Annotated in this window: 22 protein-coding genes; 11 read left to right on the forward strand and 11 right to left on the reverse strand. The window is 37.8% G+C overall.

Going from position 1 to position 23570, the window contains the following annotated elements:
• Window positions 1-19: 19 nt before the first annotated feature.
• The 7 genes from E4O01_RS07485 (at window position 20) to E4O01_RS07515 (ending at window position 8033) form a co-directional block, all read left to right on the forward strand.
• Complete coding sequence (locus E4O01_RS07485; protein WP_253691361.1) at window positions 20-421, forward strand: hypothetical protein; 402 nt, start codon at window positions 20-22, stop codon at window positions 419-421.
• Between the two features lie 13 nt (window positions 422-434).
• Window positions 435-812 carry a hypothetical protein gene (locus E4O01_RS07490; RefSeq protein ID WP_253691362.1) on the forward strand — a complete coding sequence of 126 codons (378 nt, stop codon included), beginning with the start codon at window positions 435-437 and terminating at the stop codon, window positions 810-812.
• A 157-nt stretch (window positions 813-969) separates the two neighbouring features.
• Window positions 970-2274, forward strand: a complete 1305-nt coding sequence (gene purD / locus E4O01_RS07495; RefSeq protein WP_253691364.1) for a phosphoribosylamine--glycine ligase — start codon at window positions 970-972, stop codon at window positions 2272-2274.
• A 33-nt stretch (window positions 2275-2307) separates the two neighbouring features.
• On the forward strand, window positions 2308-3384 hold the full coding sequence (purM, locus tag E4O01_RS07500) for a phosphoribosylformylglycinamidine cyclo-ligase (RefSeq protein WP_253691366.1): 1077 nt from the start codon (window positions 2308-2310) through the stop codon (window positions 3382-3384).
• 191 nt (window positions 3385-3575) lie between these two features.
• Window positions 3576-5672, forward strand: a complete 2097-nt coding sequence (locus E4O01_RS07505; protein ID WP_253691368.1) for a methyl-accepting chemotaxis protein — start codon at window positions 3576-3578, stop codon at window positions 5670-5672.
• A gap of 61 nt (window positions 5673-5733) precedes the next feature.
• Window positions 5734-6897 carry a (E)-4-hydroxy-3-methylbut-2-enyl-diphosphate synthase gene (ispG, locus tag E4O01_RS07510; protein WP_253691370.1) on the forward strand — a complete coding sequence of 388 codons (1164 nt, stop codon included), beginning with the start codon at window positions 5734-5736 and terminating at the stop codon, window positions 6895-6897.
• Window positions 6894-8033 (forward strand): tetratricopeptide repeat protein, encoded by a 1140-nt coding sequence (locus E4O01_RS07515; protein ID WP_253691372.1) that lies wholly within the window; start codon window positions 6894-6896, stop codon window positions 8031-8033. The genes ispG and E4O01_RS07515 overlap by 4 nt, the downstream gene beginning before the upstream one ends.
• Window positions 8034-8055: 22 nt before the next feature.
• Here the strand turns inward: E4O01_RS07515 and E4O01_RS07520 are convergent, their stop codons facing one another.
• From E4O01_RS07520 to E4O01_RS07530, 3 genes are all read right to left on the reverse strand, one after another.
• Window positions 8056-8859 (reverse strand): zinc dependent phospholipase C family protein, encoded by an 804-nt coding sequence (locus tag E4O01_RS07520; protein ID WP_253691374.1) that lies wholly within the window; start codon window positions 8857-8859, stop codon window positions 8056-8058.
• 150 nt (window positions 8860-9009) lie between these two features.
• Window positions 9010-10575, reverse strand: coding sequence for a BCCT family transporter (locus E4O01_RS07525; protein ID WP_253691376.1), 1566 nt, complete (start codon window positions 10573-10575; stop codon window positions 9010-9012).
• Complete coding sequence (locus E4O01_RS07530; RefSeq protein WP_253691378.1) at window positions 10565-12352, reverse strand: sugar phosphate nucleotidyltransferase; 1788 nt, start codon at window positions 12350-12352, stop codon at window positions 10565-10567. Before E4O01_RS07530 ends, E4O01_RS07525 begins: the two co-directional genes overlap by 11 nt.
• 184 nt (window positions 12353-12536) lie before the next feature.
• Here E4O01_RS07530 and E4O01_RS07535 point away from each other — a divergent pair, with 184 nt between their 5' ends.
• Both E4O01_RS07535 and E4O01_RS07540 read left to right on the forward strand, forming a co-directional pair.
• Window positions 12537-13961, forward strand: a complete 1425-nt coding sequence (locus tag E4O01_RS07535; RefSeq protein ID WP_253691380.1) for an alanine/glycine:cation symporter family protein — start codon at window positions 12537-12539, stop codon at window positions 13959-13961.
• A gap of 54 nt (window positions 13962-14015) precedes the next feature.
• A complete protein-coding gene (locus tag E4O01_RS07540) occupies window positions 14016-14411 on the forward strand; it encodes a GrdX family protein (RefSeq protein WP_253691382.1) in 396 nt (131 codons plus the stop codon).
• Between the two features lie 42 nt (window positions 14412-14453).
• Here E4O01_RS07540 and E4O01_RS07545 read toward each other — a convergent pair whose 3' ends face one another.
• Window positions 14454-15266, reverse strand: coding sequence for a hypothetical protein (locus E4O01_RS07545; protein ID WP_253691383.1), 813 nt, complete (start codon window positions 15264-15266; stop codon window positions 14454-14456).
• Window positions 15267-15316: 50 nt separating this feature from the next.
• On the opposite strand from E4O01_RS07545, the gene E4O01_RS07550 reads away from it, so the two are divergent.
• Together E4O01_RS07550 and E4O01_RS07555 are read left to right on the forward strand one after the other, a co-directional pair.
• Window positions 15317-16501 carry an HD-GYP domain-containing protein gene (locus E4O01_RS07550; protein WP_253691384.1) on the forward strand — a complete coding sequence of 395 codons (1185 nt, stop codon included), beginning with the start codon at window positions 15317-15319 and terminating at the stop codon, window positions 16499-16501.
• A gap of 42 nt (window positions 16502-16543) precedes the next feature.
• Window positions 16544-17224: a hypothetical protein gene (locus E4O01_RS07555; RefSeq protein ID WP_253691386.1), complete on the forward strand. Its 681-nt coding sequence runs from the start codon at window positions 16544-16546 to the stop codon at window positions 17222-17224.
• A gap of 3 nt (window positions 17225-17227) precedes the next feature.
• Here the strand turns inward: E4O01_RS07555 and E4O01_RS07560 are convergent, their stop codons facing one another.
• The 7 genes from E4O01_RS07560 to E4O01_RS07590 are packed head-to-tail and all read right to left on the reverse strand — an operon-like array spanning window position 17228 to window position 23539.
• On the reverse strand, window positions 17228-17740 hold the full coding sequence (locus tag E4O01_RS07560; protein ID WP_253691388.1) for a Smr/MutS family protein: 513 nt from the start codon (window positions 17738-17740) through the stop codon (window positions 17228-17230).
• Between the two features lie 7 nt (window positions 17741-17747).
• The gene (locus E4O01_RS07565) at window positions 17748-19172 is read right to left on the reverse strand and encodes a hypothetical protein (protein WP_253691390.1); all 1425 of its coding nucleotides are present in this window, start codon (window positions 19170-19172) and stop codon (window positions 17748-17750) included.
• Complete coding sequence (locus E4O01_RS07570) at window positions 19121-19735, reverse strand: tetratricopeptide repeat protein (RefSeq protein ID WP_253691392.1); 615 nt, start codon at window positions 19733-19735, stop codon at window positions 19121-19123. Before E4O01_RS07570 ends, E4O01_RS07565 begins: the two co-directional genes overlap by 52 nt.
• The gene (locus tag E4O01_RS07575; RefSeq protein WP_253691394.1) at window positions 19719-20687 is read right to left on the reverse strand and encodes a vWA domain-containing protein; all 969 of its coding nucleotides are present in this window, start codon (window positions 20685-20687) and stop codon (window positions 19719-19721) included. Before E4O01_RS07575 ends, E4O01_RS07570 begins: the two co-directional genes overlap by 17 nt.
• Window positions 20684-21682, reverse strand: coding sequence for a VWA domain-containing protein (locus E4O01_RS07580; RefSeq protein ID WP_253691396.1), 999 nt, complete (start codon window positions 21680-21682; stop codon window positions 20684-20686). Before E4O01_RS07580 ends, E4O01_RS07575 begins: the two co-directional genes overlap by 4 nt.
• Window positions 21675-22610 carry a hypothetical protein gene (locus tag E4O01_RS07585; protein ID WP_253691397.1) on the reverse strand — a complete coding sequence of 312 codons (936 nt, stop codon included), beginning with the start codon at window positions 22608-22610 and terminating at the stop codon, window positions 21675-21677. Before E4O01_RS07585 ends, E4O01_RS07580 begins: the two co-directional genes overlap by 8 nt.
• Window positions 22595-23539, reverse strand: a complete 945-nt coding sequence (locus tag E4O01_RS07590) for a DUF58 domain-containing protein (protein WP_253691399.1) — start codon at window positions 23537-23539, stop codon at window positions 22595-22597. The genes E4O01_RS07585 and E4O01_RS07590 overlap by 16 nt, the downstream gene beginning before the upstream one ends.
• Window positions 23540-23570 lie beyond the last annotated feature (31 nt).

The following is a 23570-nucleotide window of genomic DNA, read 5'->3' on the forward strand; positions in this document are numbered from 1 at the left end:
TTGCAGAAAGGAGTTTAATATGAACAAAAAAAGATTAAGTTTAATTATTGGTTTGTTGGTTTTGGTTACATTTACACTCAGCTTAGCCGGATGTGATATTGTTTACAAAGCATATCGGGGAGACTACGAAGGAGGAATAACCGGCGACCTTGTAGGAACATGGTCCGGGAAAGTCGGTAAAAAAGGTGCATTTTCAGGAACCTGTAAAGTTACAGTAGATGAAGGAACCGGCCCTATTACTGCCGAATATTCTATGACAGGGGAAGTAAGTAAGACAGGTAAACTTAAAGGCTCTGCTACCAGAACAGGCACTCTCTATACTAAAATAGAATTTGAAGCTCAAATAACAGGAATAATCGTTACAGGCACATGGAAAATGCCGGAAGGAGCTCAAGGTACATTCACAGGAAAGAAGAAGTAAAAAGGAATTTACTATGAACAAAAAAAGATTAAGTTTAATTCTCAGTGCATTGGTTTTATTTACACTTGTGCTTAGTTTGACCGGATGCCCCACGTCATGGTATATAGAAAGATATGCCGGAAAGTATAGCGGTACTTTTACTGATAAAACAGATACAGGAAATTGGTCAGGAACGATAGATGCTTCCGGAAGATTTTTAGGAACTTTTACTACAGGAGCCCATAGTTTTGAACTCGAAGGGAACGTAGATAGACGCGGAAACATTTCAGCAAAATCGGACTCAGGTTCCAACATCTTTGAAATTAAAGGAAAAATTAAATTCAAAAAAGTTTCCGGTTCCTGGTACATAAATTCTGACGAGAAAGGAACTTTCACAGGGAAAAAAAATTAATTCTCTTAAATAAAAACCTTAAATTATTTACAAAAACGCATCTTTTAGGCTATGCCGTAAGGGTGCGTTTTTTTACTTTTTCACGCCCCTTGCTCATTGCCCCTTATTCTGATATACTCAAAATTCAAAACATCAGTGCCTTATTTTGGAGGAAAAGATGAACATACTGCTTATCGGATCGGGAGGAAGGGAACACGCTATAGCTTTAAAGCTAAAAGAATCCCCCTCGCTCGGTAAACTTTTTATAGCGCCCGGAAACGGGGGGACGGCTCTTTTGGGAGAAAATGTTCCGATAAAGGCCGAAAACATCGAAGGTCTTGCCGATTTTGCTCTTTCTGCTTCAATAGACCTTGTAATTGCAGGGCCTGAGGTTCCCCTATGTTTAGGCCTCGAAGACCTCATAAAGACAAGAGCAAAAGAGCAAAACAAAAAAATTGCCTTTTTTGGGCCTTCAAAGGCTTGTGCCCGATTGGAAGCGTCCAAAGATTTTTCAAAAGAAATGATGAGCCTCCTCTCAATTCCTACTGCAAGATATTCATCCTTTACCGATTTTCAAAAAGCAAAAGAATATATTGAGGGCTTGAACTATCCCTTTGTTATCAAGGCCGACGGTCTTGCTGCAGGAAAGGGCGTTATCCTCCCTGCCTCAAAAGAAGAAGGCATAACCGAGCTTAAAAATATAATGATAAAAAAACAATTCGGCTCATCGGGCGACAAGGTCGTTATAGAAGAACGCCTTGAAGGAGAAGAAGTTTCCATCCTCGCCTTTTCGGACGGAGAAAAAATAGCCGTAATGCCGCCCTCTCAAGATCACAAGCGCTTAAAGGACAATGATGAGGGACCCAACACAGGCGGAATGGGCGCATACGCCCCTGCCCCAATTTGTTCATACGAGACGGCTCAAAAATATGCAGAGCTTACGATTCTTCCTATTATAAAAGAAATGAAAAAGAGGGGCACCCCCTACATCGGAGTCCTCTATGCAGGCCTCATGCTCACGAAGGAAGGTAATGGCTTTGCCCCCAAGGTGCTTGAATATAACTGCCGTTTCGGTGATCCGGAAACTCAAAGTTTGATGCAGCTTTTTGACGGAGACCTCGCCTTAACTATGAAGTCTTGCGCGGAAGGAAGACTCGAAACGGCAATGCCTAAATGGAAGGAAGGCTATGCGGCAACAGTAGTGCTTGCAAGCGAAGGCTACCCTCTTTTTTCATCAAAGCCGGTAGAGTTATCAAGCACAGAGCTGCAAAGTAATGCTGATGTAAGCGTAATACATGCAGGCACAGCACTCAAAGACGGCAAAATTTTTACAGCCGGAGGAAGGGTGCTTTGCATAAGCTCAAACGCTAAGAGCTTACAAAGGGCCATGGATAAGATCTATGCAAAAATAAAAACCATAAACTTTCCCGGGGTGCAGTACAGAAAGGATATTGCAAAACGCGGACTGGAACATTTAAAATAAGCTTAAAATATAAAATAAAAAGGAAAAAAGAAAATGAACGAAACAAAAGATAAAAGCCAAGAGCTATCCAAAGATAAAAGCTCGGTTTACAGTGCCTCAGGCGTAAACATTGATGCAGGAAACGAAGCTGTCCGCCTGATGAGTCAAGCGGTTAAGTCAACCTTCAATAAATCCGTCCTTTCGGATGTAGGCTCCTTCGGAGGTCTTTTCGGTACCGAAGAGCTTTTTAAAATGAAAAAGCCCGTCTTAGTAGGCTCAACTGACGGGGTCGGCACAAAGGTAAAAATTGCCGCAGAGGCCGGCATCTATACAACGATAGGCCAAGACATAGTAAACCACTGCATTGACGACATCCTCGTGCAGGGAGCAAAGCCCCTCTTCTTTTTGGACTATGTCGCAAGCTCAAAGTTGGATCCGCAAATGATTGCCGACATAGTGGGAGGCATGGCAAAGGCTTGTAAAGAATCCGGCTGTGCCCTCATAGGAGGCGAAACTGCTGAAATGCCCGGCGTTTACATGGAGGGAGAATTCGATATAGCCGGAACCATTGTCGGAGCAGTAGACCAAGAAAAAATTCTTCCCAAACAGAACATAAAAGAAGGAGATATCCTCATCGGTCTTGCCTCGGCCAGTCCACATACAAACGGCTACTCCTTGATTAGAACCGCCTTTAAAGGCGTGGATCTTAATAAAGTCTATCCCGAATTAAAGGCTCCCTTACATGAGGTTTTGTTAAAGCCTCACCGCTCCTATCTTAATGCAATCTATCCGATTTTGCAGGAACATCCCGAAATCGTAAAAGGCCTTGCCCATATCACGGGCGGCGGTTTTATCGAAAACATTCCGCGGGTTATTCCTTCAGGACTTGTCATAAAGGTAAAAAAAGGCTCGTGGCCCGTTCCGCCCCTTTATCCCTTAATCCAAAAACTGACAGGAGCAAGCGAGGACGAAATGTACAGGGTTTTCAATATGGGTATCGGAATGATAGCCGTTGTTTCCCCCGACACAGCAGAAAAATACCGCTCCCTTGTCGGAGAAGACTCATGGATAATCGGTAAACTGGAAAAGGCTCAAAATCCTCAAAGCAAGGCCGAAACCGTTTTAGAATAATTTTAAATCAATTCGATATAAAAATTTCTATATTTTTTTATAAAAATACTAGACATAAAATCGTAAATGATATATATTACTCGACTCACTCACTCAAAATCAATGGGAATGCCGATTCAATGGTGTATAATTTGGCAGCCTGTGATTAAAATAATTTATAAATTGTACATCATTTTTTTTAGGAGACTGATATGAAAAAGCGATTTTCTATGCAGAAAAAATTATTGACTATTTTCGGACTGCTAATTTTTGTGGCAGGATTTACACTCGGAGTTATAGGCATCCGTGTTGCACGCAGAGCAGTTACCGAAAAAGTAGAAATTCATCTTACCGACAAAGCAATAGATACGGCTGCTATAATTGACGGAAGAGTTAACTCATTTTTTCAATTTCTGGAAGGTATTGCAAGGCTGACCGAGATTCGAAGCAATTCTCTTTCTTATCAAGAAAAAACGAATATCCTGATACGGGAAAAAGAACTTTATCCTATTTTTGAAGAACTGTACATTGTCGATAAATTCGGAATTCAGCATCACTCTGACGGCAACAAATATAATTATTCAAAAAGCCGGTGGTTCAAAGAAGGAATAACAGGGAAAAACTTTTCTGCGGAACCTTATATCGATAAAACCAACGGCAATAAGTTGTTCATAAGTTTTGCCATACCTGTACATGATGATAACAAAAATATCATCGGTGTATTGGGAGTGGATGTCGCAGCTTATCAGCTGACAAAAGATATAGACGATATAAAGGTTGCACAAACAGGATATTGCTATATTTTAGGCCGAAGCGGTAACATCATTGCACATAAAAATTTTGATCTCGTACAAAATATGGCAAATAACCGGGAGAAGGCAAAGACCGATGAATCTTTTGCCTCTATAGCCTCCTTCGAAAAAATTGCAACGGAAAATACAAAACCTTCTATCGGGTATTATAAATACGATAACACAAATAAGATAGCGGCTTCCGCCAAAATGAAAACTACAGACTGGACGGTTATAGTAAACGCTCCGGTATGGGAGTTTATGGAAACGGTTTCGATACTGAGAACCAGAATGATGATTATCGGATTCAGCATTTTATTTGTAAGTCTGGCTTTGGTATTCTTTGTTGCTTTCAAAATGGTTAATCCGATACAAAAAGTTGTCGATGCACTCAAAGACATTGCTCAAGGAGGAGGAGACTTAACCGTCCGGCTTCCCGTATTGGGTAATGATGAAGTAACCGATCTATCGGAATATTTTAACCAAACAATAATAAAGATAGGCTCTTCTATTAAATTGGTAGAAAATAGCGCTGATGATATGACCAATATAGGCTCGGATCTTGCAAGTAATATGACAGAAACAGCAAGTGCAGTCCACCAAATCAGTGCCAACATTGACGGCGTAAAACAACAGGTTCTTGCACAAGCGACAAGCGTTACCGAAACGGCCGCAACTATTGAACAGATAATCCGAACAATAAAACAACTTAACGGCAACATCGAAAATCAGGCTGCAAGCGTAGCGGTATCTTCTTCCGCAGTTGAACAAATGGTATCAAATATAGCTTCAATAACTCAAACTCTTGATAAAACCAATGATGTAATTAAAACCCTTGCAGCTGCAACTGAAGACGGCAAAGAAACTGTTGCCGGAGCCAACAGCGTAACAAGTAGAATTGCCGAAGAATCGGGAAGTCTTCTTGAAGCTTCAAATGTTATTCAGCACATAGCAAGTCAGACAAATCTTTTGGCCATGAATGCAGCCATCGAAGCGGCTCATGCAGGCGAGGCAGGAAAGGGATTTGCCGTCGTCGCAGACGAAATCAGAAAACTCGCAGAAGAATCAAGCACTCAAGGTAAAGCTATCACCGAAACCCTCAAAATACTTTCAGGAGAAATTGATCTCCTCTCCGAATCTTCTAAAACTGCAGAAGAAAAATTTAATACCATCTTCAGTCTTTCCGATCAGGTAAAAAATATGAGTCAAAATCTTATGGATGCAATGAGAGAGCAAGAAAACGGAAGCCGTGAAGTCTTAACCGCAATACGGGACATAAACACAGTAACTCATCAGGTAAACGACGGTTCCGCCGAGATGCTGAAAGGCGGCGAAAATGTTGCTTACGAAATCCAAAAATTGGACAAATTAACCAGAGTCATTACCGACAGCATGAATGAAATGGCAGCCGGAGCGGTTCAAATAAGTAACACGGTACAGGGAGTAAACGAGATAAGTCAAAAGAATAAACTAAGCATAGACAATCTATCCAATGAGGTAAAGAAATTTAAAGTGTAAAAAACTTTAAAAAAAGGATTAATCTAAAACAAAGAGCCTTTTCTGCCGATAATGAACCGATATGAACTCGATAAAAATACCGCGAAAGATTGAAATCGGCGGAAAAGGACAGGTTAAAAAACTTACTCTTGGAGGTTCTTCCCCAATCTTGCTTCAGACCATGTGGAAAGAAAGCTTATTGGGTGCGGACCTCTATGCTATTACAAAAAAACTAAACGAGTTCGAGCAATTAGGCTGCGATATTGTACGTTTCGCGGTTCCCGAAATGGATTCGGCAGAGCAATTTGTAAAACTTACCCGATTGACTCCGATGCCCCTTGTGGCAGATATTCATTTTGATTATAAGCTGGCCCTGCGCTGCATGGACGGGGATACTGCAAAAATACGCATAAACCCCGGCAACATCGGTTCAAAGGAAAAAACTGAGGCCGTTATACAAAAAGCAAAGGATACCGGAACTGCAATACGCATCGGAGTGAATACAGGCTCGCTGCCCTCGGATTTAAAAAAACAAATAGAAGAAGCAAAGTCAAAAAAAAATTTAAGCGGCGATAAAAAATCATTTGAAGATGAAATTTCACTTCTGAGAGCAAATGCCTTAACCGAAGCCGCCTCAAGGGAACTCGAAATTTTTGCAAAAGCAGATTTTAAAAATGCCGTAGTATCGATGAAGGCTTCCAATGTCCGGGAAACGGTTATTGCAAACGAAATCTTTGCTAAAAAATTCGATAATCCCCTTCACCTTGGAGTTACCGAGGCAGGCCCCCTGATTCAGGGCATTGTAAAAAGCACGATAGCCTTTTACAGGCTTTTGGAGCAAAACATAGGAAGCACAATAAGAGTAAGCCTTTCCGATTCTTGCGAAAATGAAATTATAGCCGGAAGAGAAATATTAACCGAATGCGGCAAGCGGCATGGCGGAATAAGGCTCGTATCCTGCCCGCGATGCGGAAGAAAGGGCTTTGATGTTCAAGCCTTTGTAAAGCGCTGGCAGACAAGACTCCTTTCAGAAAAAAAGGATATAAGCATTGCAGTGATGGGCTGTGCGGTAAACGGCCCCGGAGAAGGCAAACATGCAGACCTCGGAATTACCGGAGCGGAAGACTCCGTTATAATATTTAAACATGGAGAAATCACTAAACGCTTGGATTTAAAAAAATTAACCGAAGAAGAAAAAATTGCGGCTGTAGATAAGGCCTTTATAGAGGAGCTTCAAAGTATATGAAAAAGAGAATAAAATCTATTTTTATTGCATTATGTATTTTCGGTATTTATCTATCGGGCTTTGCAATTGAAGCGGCGGATAAAAACGAAAAGCCGTGGCATCTTTTGGAACAAGCAAAAATTCAAATGGAAAAAAAAGAATTCGGTCTTGCACTCCATTTAACTAATAGGGCGAGAGATATTCACAAAGAACAAATGGAAGCAAAATATGCTTATATGTTCAATGCTCTAAAACCAAAAAGAGTAAGACATGAAGGAGACAATATCTCTGATGTCTACGAAATTCTACATAAGAGAGAAGACTATGATGCATGTAAAATCCTCGACGAAATATTTTTAACTCATCCTCCGATATTCTTCGATAAGTCTATCTCAAAATTAATGACATGGCTGGAAAAGCGTAAAGCCTTCCCTGAAACGGATTATCTTGCAGGTCAAATTTACTTTTCCGAAGGAGATTATGAACAAGCCATGCATTATTACAAAGAAGCATGGAAGGCTCACAAGTTTTTGGAAATTCCTGATGCACGTTTTAATATAATCTATTCACTTGCAGATACATCAAAACTTCTGCACAAATACGATGAGCAGGAAAAATACCTTTTGCTTGTTTTAACCGAAGACCCGATGTATGGAACAACAAATTTAGAAAGCGATCCTCTTCAAGCTATGATCAAAACTATAACTTCAGAAAAAACGACGGAAAAATTCTTTTTATTATACCGTAACAGAAATCCGATAGCATTAAAAGCCTATATGGATCTTACCGAGATATATTCTGAAGCAGGCAAAACAAGAAGAGCTCTTGCAACGGCAGTCCTTGCTTCAATAATCACCATAACAAACCTCGACGATATAATATCCAAAGACGATTATAATTACGAGTATACCGAATTTGCAAGTCTGCTTCATAAGCTCAACCGTAAACCTGAGGTTTTGGTATGGGCCGAAAAACAAAACTTTTGGCGCTCCTTTATGAATCTTGCAGACTGCCTTGCAAAAAACGGAAATATAGAACAAGCATCTTATCTTTATTCAAAATTAGCCGAATCGATTCCTTCGATCAAGTACGCACAAGAAGCCGTATACAAAAAAGAACAGCTAAACAAAAAAATATTTATAAGAGCAGATAACTAACTGTAAGCTTCAATTATAATTTTTAAGCAAAATTATAATTGAAGCGGTCCAAAAGAGGCTTATCCTCTATAAGTTTTTTATAAAAATTATCCATAAGTTCTGCGGTTATTTGTATCGAATTATTGTAAAGAGAAAAAAGTTTTTTGTTGGTTATCTTACTTTGAGGATGATCAGCAGTTTTCATAATATGCCCGTTTAAAAAATCATATAGACCTAAAAGTTTAAACAAAGTCAAACGTATCTTTTGTGAAAAATCTGTAGGCGCATAAAAGAAATGTTTTCCTTTCTTAAATGTAGAAAACGACAATAAAATATCGTCAACAGTTAAAGAAGGAAGAAGGCAGCGGTAAATAGCAGCTACCGCTTCAGCCTCTTTTTTTGTGATGTTAATATATTGGTGAGCCTTATACTTAAAAGGAGGTTTTCCGTCCTCTTTTAATAAAAATTTTTCAAACTCCATTTCTATTTCCGCATGATTCAGATTCATTTCGGTAACCATCGAATTTACATAGGGATGGCAACAGCTGTCAAGCCCGAAATGTCCGACAAAACCCATGATATACGAAAATTCATCGGTATTAGGCCGAATTGTTATCTTGTTTAAAACGGAATTAAAAAAATCCGTACAATTTTTATTGTGTATATCACTTGCAAGATCCAAAACGGGATTATCGTTCTTTTTAAAAGGTTTATGAAAATATAAAAAATCGGGTCCCTGTAAACCTAAATTATACAAATTTCTATTCGAAATTACACCTTTAATCTCTGCAGGCAAAAGATCAAAAACCTTTTGCCCATGAGCATAATGTGAATAAAAATCCGGCATAAATACCTCCAAAATGCGGAAAACCGGACAAAAAGTTTAACATAAAACACCGGCTCTTTAAAAATAGTATAAATCAAAAAAAGTCTATTTTCAAGCGCAAATGAAGATAAAATTAAAAAAAACGATTAAAAAAAAGCTAATCAAGAACCTCTACCTATATCCTCCATTGTGTTTGAGCTCTTTAAAAAGACTTATCACTATCAGTATTATTATAATCCCCAAAGGAAAAGCCGCTATAATCGAAAGACTTTGAAGCTGGTTTAAATTTGTTCCCACAAGAATCAAGGCAGCCGGCAGCATTATAAAAACTATAGCCCAAAAAGCACGCAGGCCCTTTTTAGGTTCGGCATGTTTTTCCAAATTAGTTTGAGAATAAGACGCTATTACCAAAGTAATTGCATCAAAGGTACTCGAATAAAAGGCTATCATAGTAATTATCAAAACGCCCAAAACAATTTTTGCATATGGAAGAGTATTAAGAATTTGTAAGATAACTTGAGAAGCCTCCATTTCTTTTATGGCAGAGGCCGCATCTAAAATTCCGTGCGATTGTAAATGAAGCCCGTAATTACCTAAAATTATAAACGAACAATAAGTTCCTGCTATACCGCATATAAGCCCGCCTATTATGGTATTCTTTATTGTGCGGCCTTCGGAAATTGTTCCGATAAAGAAAGGAGTTGCAACAAACCATGCTATCCAGTAGGCCCAATAAAAGATTGTCCAGTTTTGCGGGAAGCCTGCCCCGCCCTCTCCCGAAATACGCAAAGGATCCATCCATGTGGACATAGAAAAAAAGTTTTGAATAACCTTTCCAATGCCGGTTATACTTGTTTCTATTATATAGATTTTAGGCGAAGCTATAAAGACAAGGCCGAGAAGAACACAAAAAGACACGACCGAAATTTTTGCAAGCTGAGAAATTCCTCTTAGCCCCAATAAAACCGCAGCTGTGTATACGGCCGCTATTATAAGAAGAATTGAAAGAGTTAAAAGTTTTCCTTGAGGAATTCCAAAAATGGTAGAAACAGCCAAAGACAAAAGAGGCGTCGCAAGCGAGAAGGTTGTAGCAGTTCCTGCCAATAAACCTATTACCGAAAAAACGTCTATCATTTTGCCTATGGGGCCGTCAATCTTATCCCCGAAAATCGGGCGGCAGCTTTCAGAGAGCTTTTGCTTTGTTCTTCCCTTTACATGAAGCATGTAGGCAAAGGCGACGGCCGGCACTATATGAAAAGCCCAAGGTGTTATTCCCCAATGGAACAGGGGATAAGCAGATGCCCAATCCTGCCTTTCTGCAAGCGAAAGGGAAGATAGACCGAAAGGGCTTTCACCGAAATAATAGGCCCATTCTATCAAAGACCAATAAAGAATATCGGCAGCCATGGTCGAAGTAAAAATCATGGAGCCCCATGCAAAGTTCCCGTAACGGGGTTTTTCAAGGTTTCCAAGTTTTACCGTGCCGAAACGGGAAAAGGCTAAACCTATGGCGGTAAAAACCAAACCCAAGCCGAGTAAAATATAAAAAAAGCCCAGTTTATTTACAAAAACATACCAAAGGGCATCCACAACCTTCATCGATTCTACAGGAAAAAACAAAACCAAAACCGTCAAACATATTATTACCACAAGGGGCAATACCGTAATAAGCCAGTCTATTTCGTTTTTGCCTTTTAACTCAAGAGCCTTTACGCCCAATTCATCTTCAGTGTTCATTATTCATTATCTCCTTTACTTTTTTATAATAATCTTTTGCATAGCGGTACATCTTCAAGCCGTAATCGCCAAAACTGACTCCCAGAGACTCTTTATAACAAGTCCAAAGGGCCCATAAAAAACCTGAAAGAGCAACATAGGAATAAATACGGATTCTTTCCTCTTTTTTCACAGGTCTTTCAAAATAAAGCTCCATTAAATGCTCAAGCTCTTCGTTATCGTAGTAGGCATAAATGGCAAACATAGCCAAATCGATGAGGGGGTCGCACATGGCAGCATATTCCCAGTCAATTAAATGAACATCGTTTCCGTTTATTATAAAATTATCCGGAACGAGATCTATATGACTTAAAACATGAGGTTTTTCCATTTGTTCGACTATTTCCAAAAGCTCGTTCATTAAGAGTCTGACTTCATGGTAGTCATGATAGAAAATTCCGTTTTTTTCGTTTGTAATTTTTTCGTAATAATCTATCCGTTCATGTAAATTAAAAGAATGAGCAACCTGTAAGCCGGATTCGTGGAGTCGGCGGGCAACTTTTACACATTTTTTAAGATCTTCGGCGTTACGTGCATCAGCAGTATGAGAATTCGGAATAAATTTGGTAATCTTCACCCCTTTTTCCGGATCAAAGTAAATAATCGAATCGCTTAAGTTTAAAGAAGAAATAGCATTATAAACTTCATACTCTTCTTTTCTGTTGATAAGGGCTTCGGTTCCCTCTCCCGGTATTCTAAAGATATATTCTTCACCTTCAAATTCGAACAAAAAAGATTTATTTGTCATTCCGAATTTTAAAGGTTTTAAATTGGTGATACTGTGCTCAGGACGCTTAAACACATTCGAAATAAGCTCAAGCCATTTGTCATGGGAAGAGATCAGATAAGAAGAATCAAAAAGACGGATATCGTCAAGGGATTCAAATTCATAAACCTGGTGTTCACCCTGTTTGTTTGCAAACATATCGAGTTCTTTGATGTTCCTCATGTAAACATCTTCCCAGTACCAGTCATCTGTATCCTCATTTTTATAAGCCGTTTCAATCATCGGGCGAATTTTATCGGAAAAATCTTTTGAAAAATAAACAGGCCCGTACATAACCCAGCCGTTTCTCCCCCCGACTTTAACACTCATAATCTTATCGTGCAATCCCAGCCGTAAAATCCACTCCGATGTTTTTCCCATAACCTTAACTGCCGAATACCATGAATCATACTCATGGGAATGATACATATTTTCCCTAAGCCAATTATCGCTTGAAAGAATGTAGGTGTTTTTTAATTTATCCCTTACATGATACAGGGTAGAAAGATTGTTTTTACTCTTAAAATCGGGATTATATACAAGTTTGACGCCGTACTTGTCTATCAGGTATTCAAAGGTTTCCTTTAGATAGCCTACGACTATAGTTATATCGTTAATACCGGCAGCCTTTAACTGTTCAATCTGCCTTTCTATCATCCTTTCCCCAAAAACTTCCAGCAAGCCCTTAGGCGTTGCATAGGTTAATGGAACAAAACGCGAACCGAAACCGGCAGCCATAATAATCGCATTATCTACCCTGCACTCTTCAAAGGCATTTAAAGCCTGTTCGGTAAGCCGTTTTTTTCCGAAAGGCGGAACCCCGTCGGTATTCAAAAAGCCGTCATGCTCCATATCGAACAAGATTTTATTCACATATGCCAAGGATATCTTTAATTTTTTTGCAATATCCCTCTGAGGAAGATCCTTATCCTTTTGCATAAGCTTTATAATTTGAAAATATCTTCGTTTCATGCCTTATATTATACAAAAATAATGTTCAAAGTCAATAAGTTTTGCATAAAAAAGTGAACATTATTTTATACGTAAATATCTTGACAAGTTGCAATTTTGATTGTATAGTTAAGTTCACTTGCCGTTATAGATAACTTTCGGCAAGTTTATATCGCTATATGCGTAAAAGGAGTGTAATCACACTATGGAACAATTTTTACAAAATCTTACAAGCCTTGTTTCTTCGGCTAACGGATTTATTTGGGGAGTTTACTTCCTCATTCCGCTTCTATGCGGTACCGGTTTGTTCTTTACAATCCGGTTAAAAGGTGTTCAGTTTACAAATTTCGGAAGAGGCTGGAAGCGTCTTTTCAGCAACTTTTCATTAAGCGGTAAAGAAGCCGGAAAGCACGGTATGAGCTCTTTTCAGGCTGTTGCTACAGCTATTGCTGCTCAAGTAGGCACAGGAAACCTCGTAGGTGCCATGACAGCCCTCATCATGGGCGGCCCCGGAGCTATTTTCTGGATGTGGCTTGCAGCTCTTGCAGGTATGGCAACAAACTTTGCAGAAGCAGCTATCGCCCAAATTTACAAGACAAAGGATGATTCCGGACAGACAGTAGGAGGCCCTGCATACTATATTTCTGAAGGTCTAAAAGGAAAATGCGGAGCAGGATTCTCCAAATTCCTTGCAGGATTCTTCGCAGTAGCCATCATCCTTGCCCTAGGTTTTATGGGCAATATGGTTCAGGCTAACTCTATTTCCGATGCTTTCCAAAACGCATTCCATGTTCCCACATGGGTAACGGGCGCTGTTCTTGCAGTTATCGCCGGCGTTATCTTTATGGGCGGCGTTAAACGAATTGCTTCGGTTACCGAAAAAGTAGTTCCTATTATGGCCATTGTATACATTGTAGTAGGTCTTATCGTTGTTATTATCAATGCAGCTCAGATCCCCGAAATGTTTGCCATGATCTTTAAGGGAGCTTTCAATCCCAAGGCTGTTTGGGGCGGCGCCCTCGGCTTTGGAATGGGAAGAGCCGTACGTTACGGTGTTGCCCGAGGTCTTTTCTCGAATGAAGCAGGTATGGGTTCTACACCTCATGCCCACGCTGTTGCTGACGTAAAACACCCCGTAGAACAGGGCGTACTCGGTATCGTTGCAGTATTTATCGATACCTTCATCGTTTTAAACGTTACGGTATTTACCGTTTTAAGCTCAGGCGTTGTAAAATTTGAAGGAAGCGAACCCACAATGAAGGGAATTAAGCTGGTTCAAGAAGCCTTCTCTCAGCACTTATTCGGCTCAACATTCGGCTATCTCTTTATTGCAATCTGTCTTTTGTTCTTCGCTTTCTCAACCATCATCGGCTGGTACTATTTCGGCGAAACAAATATCAGATACTTATTCGGAACAAAGGGACTTATCCCCTATCAGCTTTTGGTAGTTATCTTTATCTTCGTAGGAAGCTTACTTAAGATTGACTTGGTTTGGGAATTGACCGACTTCTTTAACGGAATCATGGTTATACCCAACCTTATAGCCTTGCTCTTGTTAAGCGGAACCGTTGCTAAAGTCTTAAACGACTACAACAAGGGTCTTCCCTTCGACGCAAGCCAGTATAAATAAATACTAAAACAGGGCAGCGTAAGCTGCCCTTTATTTTTCTTATAAAATACCGATATGCAGACAAATTCACAAAATAATCAAAGAATCATTATCACAAATAATCCCCGGGTAAAGACCTTTTATGAGGAAGACCGGACAGGTTTTAAAAACAGATATACGCTCAGATTTTTAGATTCCAGAGATGCAGTCTTTGAAGAAGTCAGAAATCTCATCCATTCCAACTGGAAACTTTTAAACCACGCAATGGCAGGGAATATACCTCTTCACAAGCATCCTTACAGAAGTATGGCCTTAGAACAAAGGACAGAACTGGATACCAACTCTCTTATTCTTTGGGAGTCGGCAATGGAACGCGTAAAAAGAGGCAAAACACCGCCCTACCCTGACGATGTCTTGGAAGATTTCCAAGAACTGGACTATAATTTATTTTCAGGTTCGCTGGTTCGATAATTTCTTCTAAATTCATCCATAAAAATAAATATTCCGATGAATTTAGAAGAACAACCACGAACTTACATCATCTATTATTTTTGTCAAAATCATTACATGTATTTCCTGTTTTTCCGACTCAGTATAGGCCTTCCATGAGTCATGGGAATAGTCTTTATTTATCTTTGAGCGGAAAAGGAGGGATTTTTCCTTTATTTCTTCCTCGGTTAATTTTGAATAGGATTGTAAAACATTGACGACAAAATAGGTACTTAAAGTTTTGATCAGAGGATTTTTAACCGTATCCGATACCTTGGCAAATAAAACGGCACTTTCTTCATATTTTTTAAGCATTTGAAGGGATAGAGCCGAATAAAACATGCACCACTCACCTGCACTCTTATTATCCGCAGGTAAAGACGAGGTAAAGTCAAAAACATCCTGATAATTTCCTGAAATCATCTTGGCAGCGGCAAATTTCGGGCCTAATTTTAATAGATATCTTGGTTTATTTTCTTTTAAAAAGGAACAAAGTTTATTCATTGAAGAAAAATCTCCTAAAAGAAGAAGGGCTTCCGTCAAAAGCCTTGAATTTTTATAGGTAACTCTTTGTTTTGAATATATTTTTATTTCGAGGAGGGAGGCAAGGGATGCCCAATCTTCAGCTTCAATATAGCTTATCAATGTCTTGTTCCTGACAAACAGTATATTTACAAATACTATAAGAACAAAAAACACGGGGCCAAAAAACCAGTTTGCCTTCCAAAAGTCCCTCATAAAAGAACCATCTGCATAAAATAAAGGAAGAAAAAACATGGTAAACAACAATAAACCTAAGACAATATTAAATATGATAAACAGTACTTTTAATTTCATTTAAAATCCTTTATAATGATATATACATTATACTACAGGAGAGCAAATAAGTGAATACCTATAATGCAGAACAGACAAAAGATTTGTCTTTTTTTAACAAAAATGTCTATTTAGACAAGAAATTTTTGCTTTTAATCCCCGAAACACCGCTTACAGCCGAGCTAAAAGCCATTTTAAACGAATGGGATTTTTCTCTCCTCTATTCTGACGGCGAACCTTCAAGTTTTATGACTGTAAGACCGGACAGAGTGTCATCATCGGGTAAAGATGTTTTAGACTCAAGCAAAGAAAATGAAATTCTATCGGACAAGATAAAAAAACAAAAAGAAATCATGGAAGAAGTCGAAAATAAATTCTGGGAATTTTTAAGATTTACCGATAAAATTTTTACCGATTATACGATGAAAAAAATTCTGGATCCTAGATTTATTTTTGATAGAATAAAGGAACTCTGCGATTTTGTAAAAACAGATAAAAAAAATATCCTTCTAATCGAGATGCAAAAATACAGCTCTCCGACAAATTATCTGGTAATGCACTCTCTAAGGTCCTCAATTTTTGCCATAATTATAGGACTTCAGCTTAAAATGCCTCCTCATAGGCTCATAGAGCTGGGAGCAGCCTGCCTTTTACATGAAATCGGAATGTTTAGACTTCCGCCTCAATATTACATGTATGACGCACCATTGAGCGAAGAAGGAAAAAAAGCTCTTTTTACGCATCCGGTCCTTTCATATAATATTTTAAAAACATCCTCTTTTTCTTTACCCATATGTTTAGGAGTTTTGGAGCACCACGAAAGAGAAAACGGACAGGGATACCCGCGAGGACTTACAAAAGAAAAAATCTCAATGTACGGCAAAATAATTGCCGTTGCCTGTTCCTATGAGGCGGCTACAGCTCCACGTCCTTACAAAGAAGCGCAAGATGCTTCTTCAAGTATCGTAGAAATGATAAAAAACACCAACGGACAATATGATGAAACTATTTTAAAAGCCCTTCTTTATTCTCTGTCTTTTTATCCTGTCGGAATGTATGTGCATCTTTCTAACGGAAAAATAGCAAAGGTAATAGATGTAAATCCCAATGATCCAAGATTTCCGATTGTACAGATCTACGGAAAGACAACTCCCATGGGAGACCCTGTTATTGTACAAACAAAGGCAAGGGAAGTTACCGTAAAAAGGCAGTTATCCAAAGAAGAATTAAAAAGTATTGACCGGAATACTATATAAAAAATAAAATTTAGTTTATAATCTGAAAATAGAGGTGAATAAATGAAAAAAAATAAAATTTTATGTTCCATGTTTGTTCTATTTGTTTTAGTTTTTAACCTTTGGGGAAATGAAGGAAAAAAACTTTTAGAAGACTATGAAACCGTTCTTACGCGAATAAGGTATTCAAAAACTTCGGGATTTTGTCATGACGGTAAAACAAGAATCAAGGAAGAAAAAGTAAAAGGTTCCGAAAATTCTTTTTTTGCCGAAAAGACAAATATTTACTTGAAGGTAAAACACACAAAAGAGAATAAGGTATATTATACAAGATGTTTTGACCTAAAAGAATACGGCGGAAAATTGGCAGCTGCCGCGAATTATCAAATAGAACCTGCCGTCAAAATAACGGGACATTGGAATTTTTTCAAAATAGGAAAAAAATTGAATATAACCGTATGCAGCGGTGAAACATGCAAAAACACCGAAATGACTCTTTACGAAATAAACGGCGAACCTGCCGAGATAAAAGACGGTATATTTTTTAAATTCGATGAATCCAAAGAAAAGAAAGCCGTAAATTTTGCCATAGCTCTTAATGAAAAACCTATGCCCATCATAGATGTCAAAGAAGAAGAAGCAAAAATGAATGAAATATTAAAAAAGATGGAAAAACATTTTACGGCAGCTCAAATTAAAGAAAAAAAAGAAGCTTTTTCTAAAGCCTTAAAAGCTTTAAACTAATTTTTATTTTAGTATAACCCAGGTAGAGCCGGTTCCTCCGTCTGCATTTTTAGGATGACCGCTCTCCCCTGCTCTTTTATGTTTTTCAAGGTAGAGCCGTACAAAGGGGGCCAAAACAGCTCCGCCTCCCGAATGATTTCCTTTGCCGTGGATAATCAAAATTTTTTTTAATCCGCGGCGGATGGAATTTTCAAAAAAAATATTTAAGGCTGATTCAGCTTCATCGCAGGTCATACCATGTAAGTCGATCTCGTCCTCGCAGCGCATTTCTCTCAAAATTTTACGCTGGCGCGCATAATCGACCGAAGTCAACTCTTCTTGAGCATCCTTATCTTCAACCCCGTATCGTCTTAGCCACATTTCCATGGGATTTATTTTTTTTGTATTTTCTTTTTTAGCATTAATCTTTTGAGTTTTTTTAATTGAATGCTCGTCTTTTTTTATCTGTTTTTTTCCGTAGGGTTTTCCCGTAATTCTTTCCCATTCGTCCAAAATATCGCCGAAATTTTTACTCATATTTATCCTAATCGCTTATAATAAATTCGCATCTTTTTTGCCAGCCGCCTGTTCCGTCTTTTTTTTCGATAAAAAACCATTCTGAAGTTTTTTGTTTTATGATAACGGTTTCTCCTATTTTTAATGAACTGACTACAGTTCCGTTTTTTTCGGGAATGTGATAAACCAATGGTTCTTCATCACGGTCTGTAGGTCTATAGACGGCTCTTTCGTACTGCCCGGAATAAAAAAATATAAAAACCGAAATAAGAATAAGCCCGCCCATCAAAAAAATTTTAGTCATCATATTTTTTTTCTTAAAAAAAATAAAAAAATAGATTTCCGCTACCGACAAAATAAAAAAAACAACCCAAAGTCCTTTTTTAAAAATTGAGGATCTAACCGGGAACCCATCCTTTAAATTCAATTCTTTTTCATATTCAAGCCGTTTATTTTTTATTTGTCCCGTAAAAAACAAACCGGCTTCTTTTGTCCGCATCTCTGCAATCATTTCAGCCTTTGATATTTTTTCTTCAAAATCTTTTTTATAATTGTCTGAATCATTTTGAGCTGCCGAATTATTTTTAACCGTTAAAGCAGGTTTTAAACTTTCAAGAGCTTTTTTTTCTTCATCGCTTTCTTCGGAGGGTTTAACAAACCCCTTAGTTACGGTTACAATTTGTTCTCGAACGTAAATTTTACGTGAAACTTTAGATTCCGATGCAATGCTTATTTGAGGCGCCGGAAGGCCTATCTTGCCGGCCTTTAAAGGCGTCCAAAAAAAATACGACACAGCCCTCCATCCTGTTTCTTCTATAGCGGAATTATTCATTTTAAGAGCGTCAGCTTCTTCCAAAATAGAATTTTCAGGAGTTCGGCAGTTTACGTCAAGAACAGAAGATTTTCCTGCATCGCGAAAATGATCATAAAAAAAGCCTATAAGAACAATCAAATACTTTTTGCCCTGAACAATTTCTTTTACAGAAGAATAAGTATCCGCCTCCAATATTTTCCATTTAAACATTGTATCCGTTGACAAAGCGGGCGGCTCTACCTTTATTGAAAAGGTATTGAGCTTTGTCTGATAATTCCCCAGCGATAAATAAGGTATGAGCTCGAAGTTTCCAATTTTTTTAAGTTTATATTTATTGGTAATTAAAATTCCCCCATAGAGTGAACTTATTCCCGAATCTAAAAATTCGAGAGCTTCAGATTCATCCAAAATAATAAGTTTAGGAATATCCGATGACTTGTAATAATACAAAGAAGTTTCATCCAATTTTATTTTTACTTCAAAAACAGAATCGATAAAAAGCGGGCTTGATGAAAATGAAAGATTTATATCTTCTTCAATTCCGGCATGGGCATAAGCCGAATAAAAAAATAAAATAAAAAGAATTATCAATAATCGAATGCCGAAGGTTGTTTGTTTTCTTGTGTTCTGTCTTGCCATCGCTCTTTCTCCTTTTTTCGTATCAAATTTAAAATAGTTTTCTCGGATAATTTATCTTCTTCATCTTGTGAAATATTCACTCCTTGAGAATTAGCAGGTTTATCTTTTTGTTTTTTTTGATAGCGCATACTCAGTTCAAAATTAATTTTAGCATCAATGCTGTTCGGATTCAGTTCAAGGGATTTTTTAAAAAACGCTACAGCTTTTCCGTAATCTTGATTTTTAAATTCTATTATTCCTTTTTGGTAATAAATATATGAATTTAATGTTTCATCTTTATTTTCATTTATCGCATCAAAACGGGAAAGAGCGGAAGAATCTTCATTTTGCATAAGGTAAATGGAACCGACTGCAAAATCAACATAGTTTTTAAGTTCTTTATCGTCGGCTTCTTCTGCTAAATCTATAGAATTCAAGAATTTTGATGCAGCCTTGTTCCAATCATTTTGTTTCCATGCAAGATATCCCGAAAGAAAATTAAGTTTTACCCTGTCGGTTTTAGTACACGACGAAATAACAAAAACGATAAAACCTATACAGATTATTCTACTTATTTTTACCATAAAACGATACTCCGCCCAAACATAAAAATATAAAAGAAATCAAAAGCATTTCAAAATTTCTTTTTACAGGTTCCTGTATATAAACCATTTTTTCGACACCTTCAGTGCCCGCATCGATTATTTTCAAAATGTTTTCCATTGAGCCTGAACTCAAGGCTGAAACGTACATACTTTCTCCGCCCGCTATATTTGCGGCCTTCTTCAAAAAAGCTTCTTCCAATCTTGTATCTCTTAATTGCGAAACTCCTTTTTCATCAAGAACCCTTATTTTACCGCCTTCAACCGTTCCAAAACCCACAATGATCAGCACGGCATCTGTTTTTTTTATTTTTTCTGCAGCATGCAAAAGTGAGCCGGCGGTTTCTCCTCCGTCAGTGCATAAAACTATTATTTTTGAGTTTCCCCTGTTTTCTCCAAAAGAGTCCAAAGCGCGTAAAACTCCGGATTCAAGATTGGTGCCTGACGAAGAAAGAATCAGCGGAGAGAGGGCATCAATAGCAGAAGAAAGAGCATTTTTTTCAAAGCTTAAAGGAACAGATAAAACACCGTCTCCTTTTGTGATCACAAGTCCTACTGCAAGCTCAGGAGATGTTTTATGCATTTTTTCGAGTAATATTTTTAAAAATTGCCGCTGCACTGCAATTCGGCTTGGCTGAATATCTTGAATGCTCATACTTTTCGAAATATCCGAAACGAACATCACGGATACCCCCCGCCTCCTGACAGAAACAGGTTTAGAACCCCAAAGCGGGCAAGCCAAACCTAAGATCAAAAAAATCCATGCACCGGAAAAAAAGAAAGAACGCAGTTTTGCTTTTTTAATCATTTTTTTGGAATTTTCCAAACCCAAATAAGCTTTTTTTATCTTTTTCAAGTTCATATAAAAAACAAACTGAACGGGGACCAAAAGAAAAATAAAAAACAGGTAATACGAATTTTCAAAACTTATCATAGGTATACCCTCATAAAAATACGGCGTAAAAACCATACAATTACAAAAGAAAATATCGAGGCCACCAAAAAATAGACATATAAATTCTCTTCGATAATTTGTGTAAAATTTGATTGAGCTGCAGGAACTTGTTTTGATATGGTACTAAATATATCCTCAAGGACTTCAGGAGAAGAGGCAGAAGCATATTTACCGTTCCCGTATTGGGCAATTTTTTTTAATTCGAATTCATCGAATTTAGAAAAAATAGAACCTGAGTAAGTTTTTCCGCTTTTTTTATCGGTATACTCCAAAGTGGTGTATCCTGAACTTCCTATTCCGATAACATAGAACCCGATATTTTTATTTACCAAAGATTCCGCTGCGGTTTTAGGATTAATCTCACCGGTGTTATTTTCTCCGTCGGTAAGTAAAACAATATACGAAGAGTTTAACTTTGTTCTTGTCATATAAGCCGAAGAAACCGCAAGCCCCATGCCGATTGCAGTTCCGTCGCCCAACTCTCCTATATCCAAAGAATTTAGGCGGGATAAAAATACCTGATGATCAATCGTGGGAGGCACAATAAGGGCGGCAGAACTGGAAAGTGCCGTCAAGCCGAAAGAGTCTCCCGGATATTTTGCAACAAATTTTCTTATAATTTTTTTTGCACTTGCAATTCTGGTTTCGCCGTTCATATCCTTTGCAGCCATAGAAGGACTTATATCCAATAGGAACATAATCGAACTTCCGGAGTCGGTATAAACCTGTTTATTTTTAAAAATTACCGGCTCAGATAAAGCTATTATTAAAAAAATAATTCCCGAATACCAAAGCAAATAACATAAAAAATTGCCGAATTCCATGAGCTTATTTCTTTTAGGAAACAAGCCTTTCCAATTAACCAAATTTAAATTTAATTCGGGATTCGACATCAAGCCGCTTTTTTTTAATACAAAGAAGAAAGGAAAAATCAAAATCAGCAAAAGCAAAAAAGGATGGTTAAAGCTAATCATTTACGGCAGCCTCTGTTTTTGTATTTATCTTTTGCTTGGCATTCATTACTTTTTGAATTTCCGATTCTGCAATTTTTATAAGTTTAATTGTTTGATTTAAAAAATACATAGTTTCCATTTCAAAATTTATTTTTGTCAAATCCGAATTACCGAAACGGAGATCCTGTAATTTAAAAAAAAGTTTTTCAAATTCAAAATACACGCCGTATGTATTTTCAAATCGATTTTTAAGACTTTCCAAAATTTCGGAATATGTCATACAATCTCCATCACCCGACCGCAGCTCTTTTTCTGATGATGTTAAACTAAAACAATATCTTCTAAATACAAATTCAAATTTTTTTAACCAATCCTTTTTCTTTGTAATCATTTCGAGCCCTTCGGAAGAAGAAACTGAAGACAGTTGCCGTTTTAGTTTTCGCAAAGATTTATTTAAAGTTCTGATTCTAATTCTTTGAGCCCGGGAAAAAGAATACACAAAAAAATGTTTTCTTAATGCGGAAATAATCATTATTGAAGTAAAAATAAGAACACCGCTTACCGATGCAATAAGATAAAGCAAATAGCTTGTACCCGGAATTAAAAGAGGAGGACGAGGAGGCTGTAAAACTTCGACCTTTGCCGTTTCCAATATTGAAGAAATAAAAACCTGAGGAATTGCATCGTTAATGCCTGCTTCATGGAGTGAAGGAAACGAAATAGAACCGGTTTCCCACGGAGTAAAATTTATGGATATATATTCTTTCTTTTCCTGTTTTTTAATTTGAATCGATGTTATGTCCATAAAAGAATTTTGTTTTATTGTTTCTATCCTAAACGCTCCGGACATTAAAACGGACGGATCGAAAGAACTTAAAGCGTCAATCGGAAATAAAAATTCTGCAGAGTCTCCAACAAAAACCTGTTGAGGAATCAAAATACCTTCCATACATCCGCCCTCAATTTACCCGGATTATTTTTAAAAATATTCCGGTTACTTTGCTTAGACAAAAAAAAGTTGCCTAATACTTTTACGGTATCTTCATTTATGTCGAGTAAGACGGGATTTGCAAGAGAATGTTTACAGGTATTTTCCCATCTCGATATGTCTTCAGCAAAATTCTTTTTGTACTCCATCTGAAAAATTTTAGAACCTGTAGGCAAAAGCATCCTAAAATTAGTTTCAGGGTCTTTAAACCTTATGGAGCCTGCCGCCGGTAAAGAAGAATCTATTGAACCGTGTATTTTAATGCAGACAACATCATGCTTTGCGGCCAAAAGGCCGAGCTGTTTTTCGTAACCTTCGACTTTAAAGTCTGAAATAATAATTACCAAAGAGCGTGAACGCAAAATCTTGGAAGCAGCCGTCATTGAAGCTGCAATACGGGTTCCGTTTAAAGGTTTTCGATTTTTAGAAAAAGCAAAATCTTCCATAGATTTTAATATGGCCAAAATATGGTCTTCTCCCGTCCGGGGAACAAATAATGGACCTTTTTCTCCATCAAAGAAAAGGGCTCCTACAGGAGAAAAAATATGGCTTCCCGCAAAGGCTAAAAGAGCAGCAGTCTCGACGGCCTTTTCCTTAGGACTGATTTTATCGAGCCCCGGTTCCATGGAAAGTGAAAAGTCCGCACAGATAAAAATGCTTAAATCTCTTTCTTCACGATACATTTTAACGAAGGTTTTACCGCTTCGGGCCGTAAGGTTCCAATCTATGGAGCGTACGTCATCCCCTGTTTCGTATTCCCGCACAGAATCGAATTCGATACCCTGACCGCGAAAAGCCGAACTGAATCCGCCTGACCGTAAGCCTTCAGAAATCGAAAGAGATGAAATTTTTAGCTGCTTTGCTCTTTCCGCAATAAAACCCGTTTTCATAAGTACACATTTTAGTATTAAAATCACTTTT

The sequence above is a fragment of the Treponema sp. OMZ 790 genome (assembly GCF_024181285.1).
Lineage (GTDB): Bacteria > Spirochaetota > Spirochaetia > Treponematales > Treponemataceae > Treponema_B.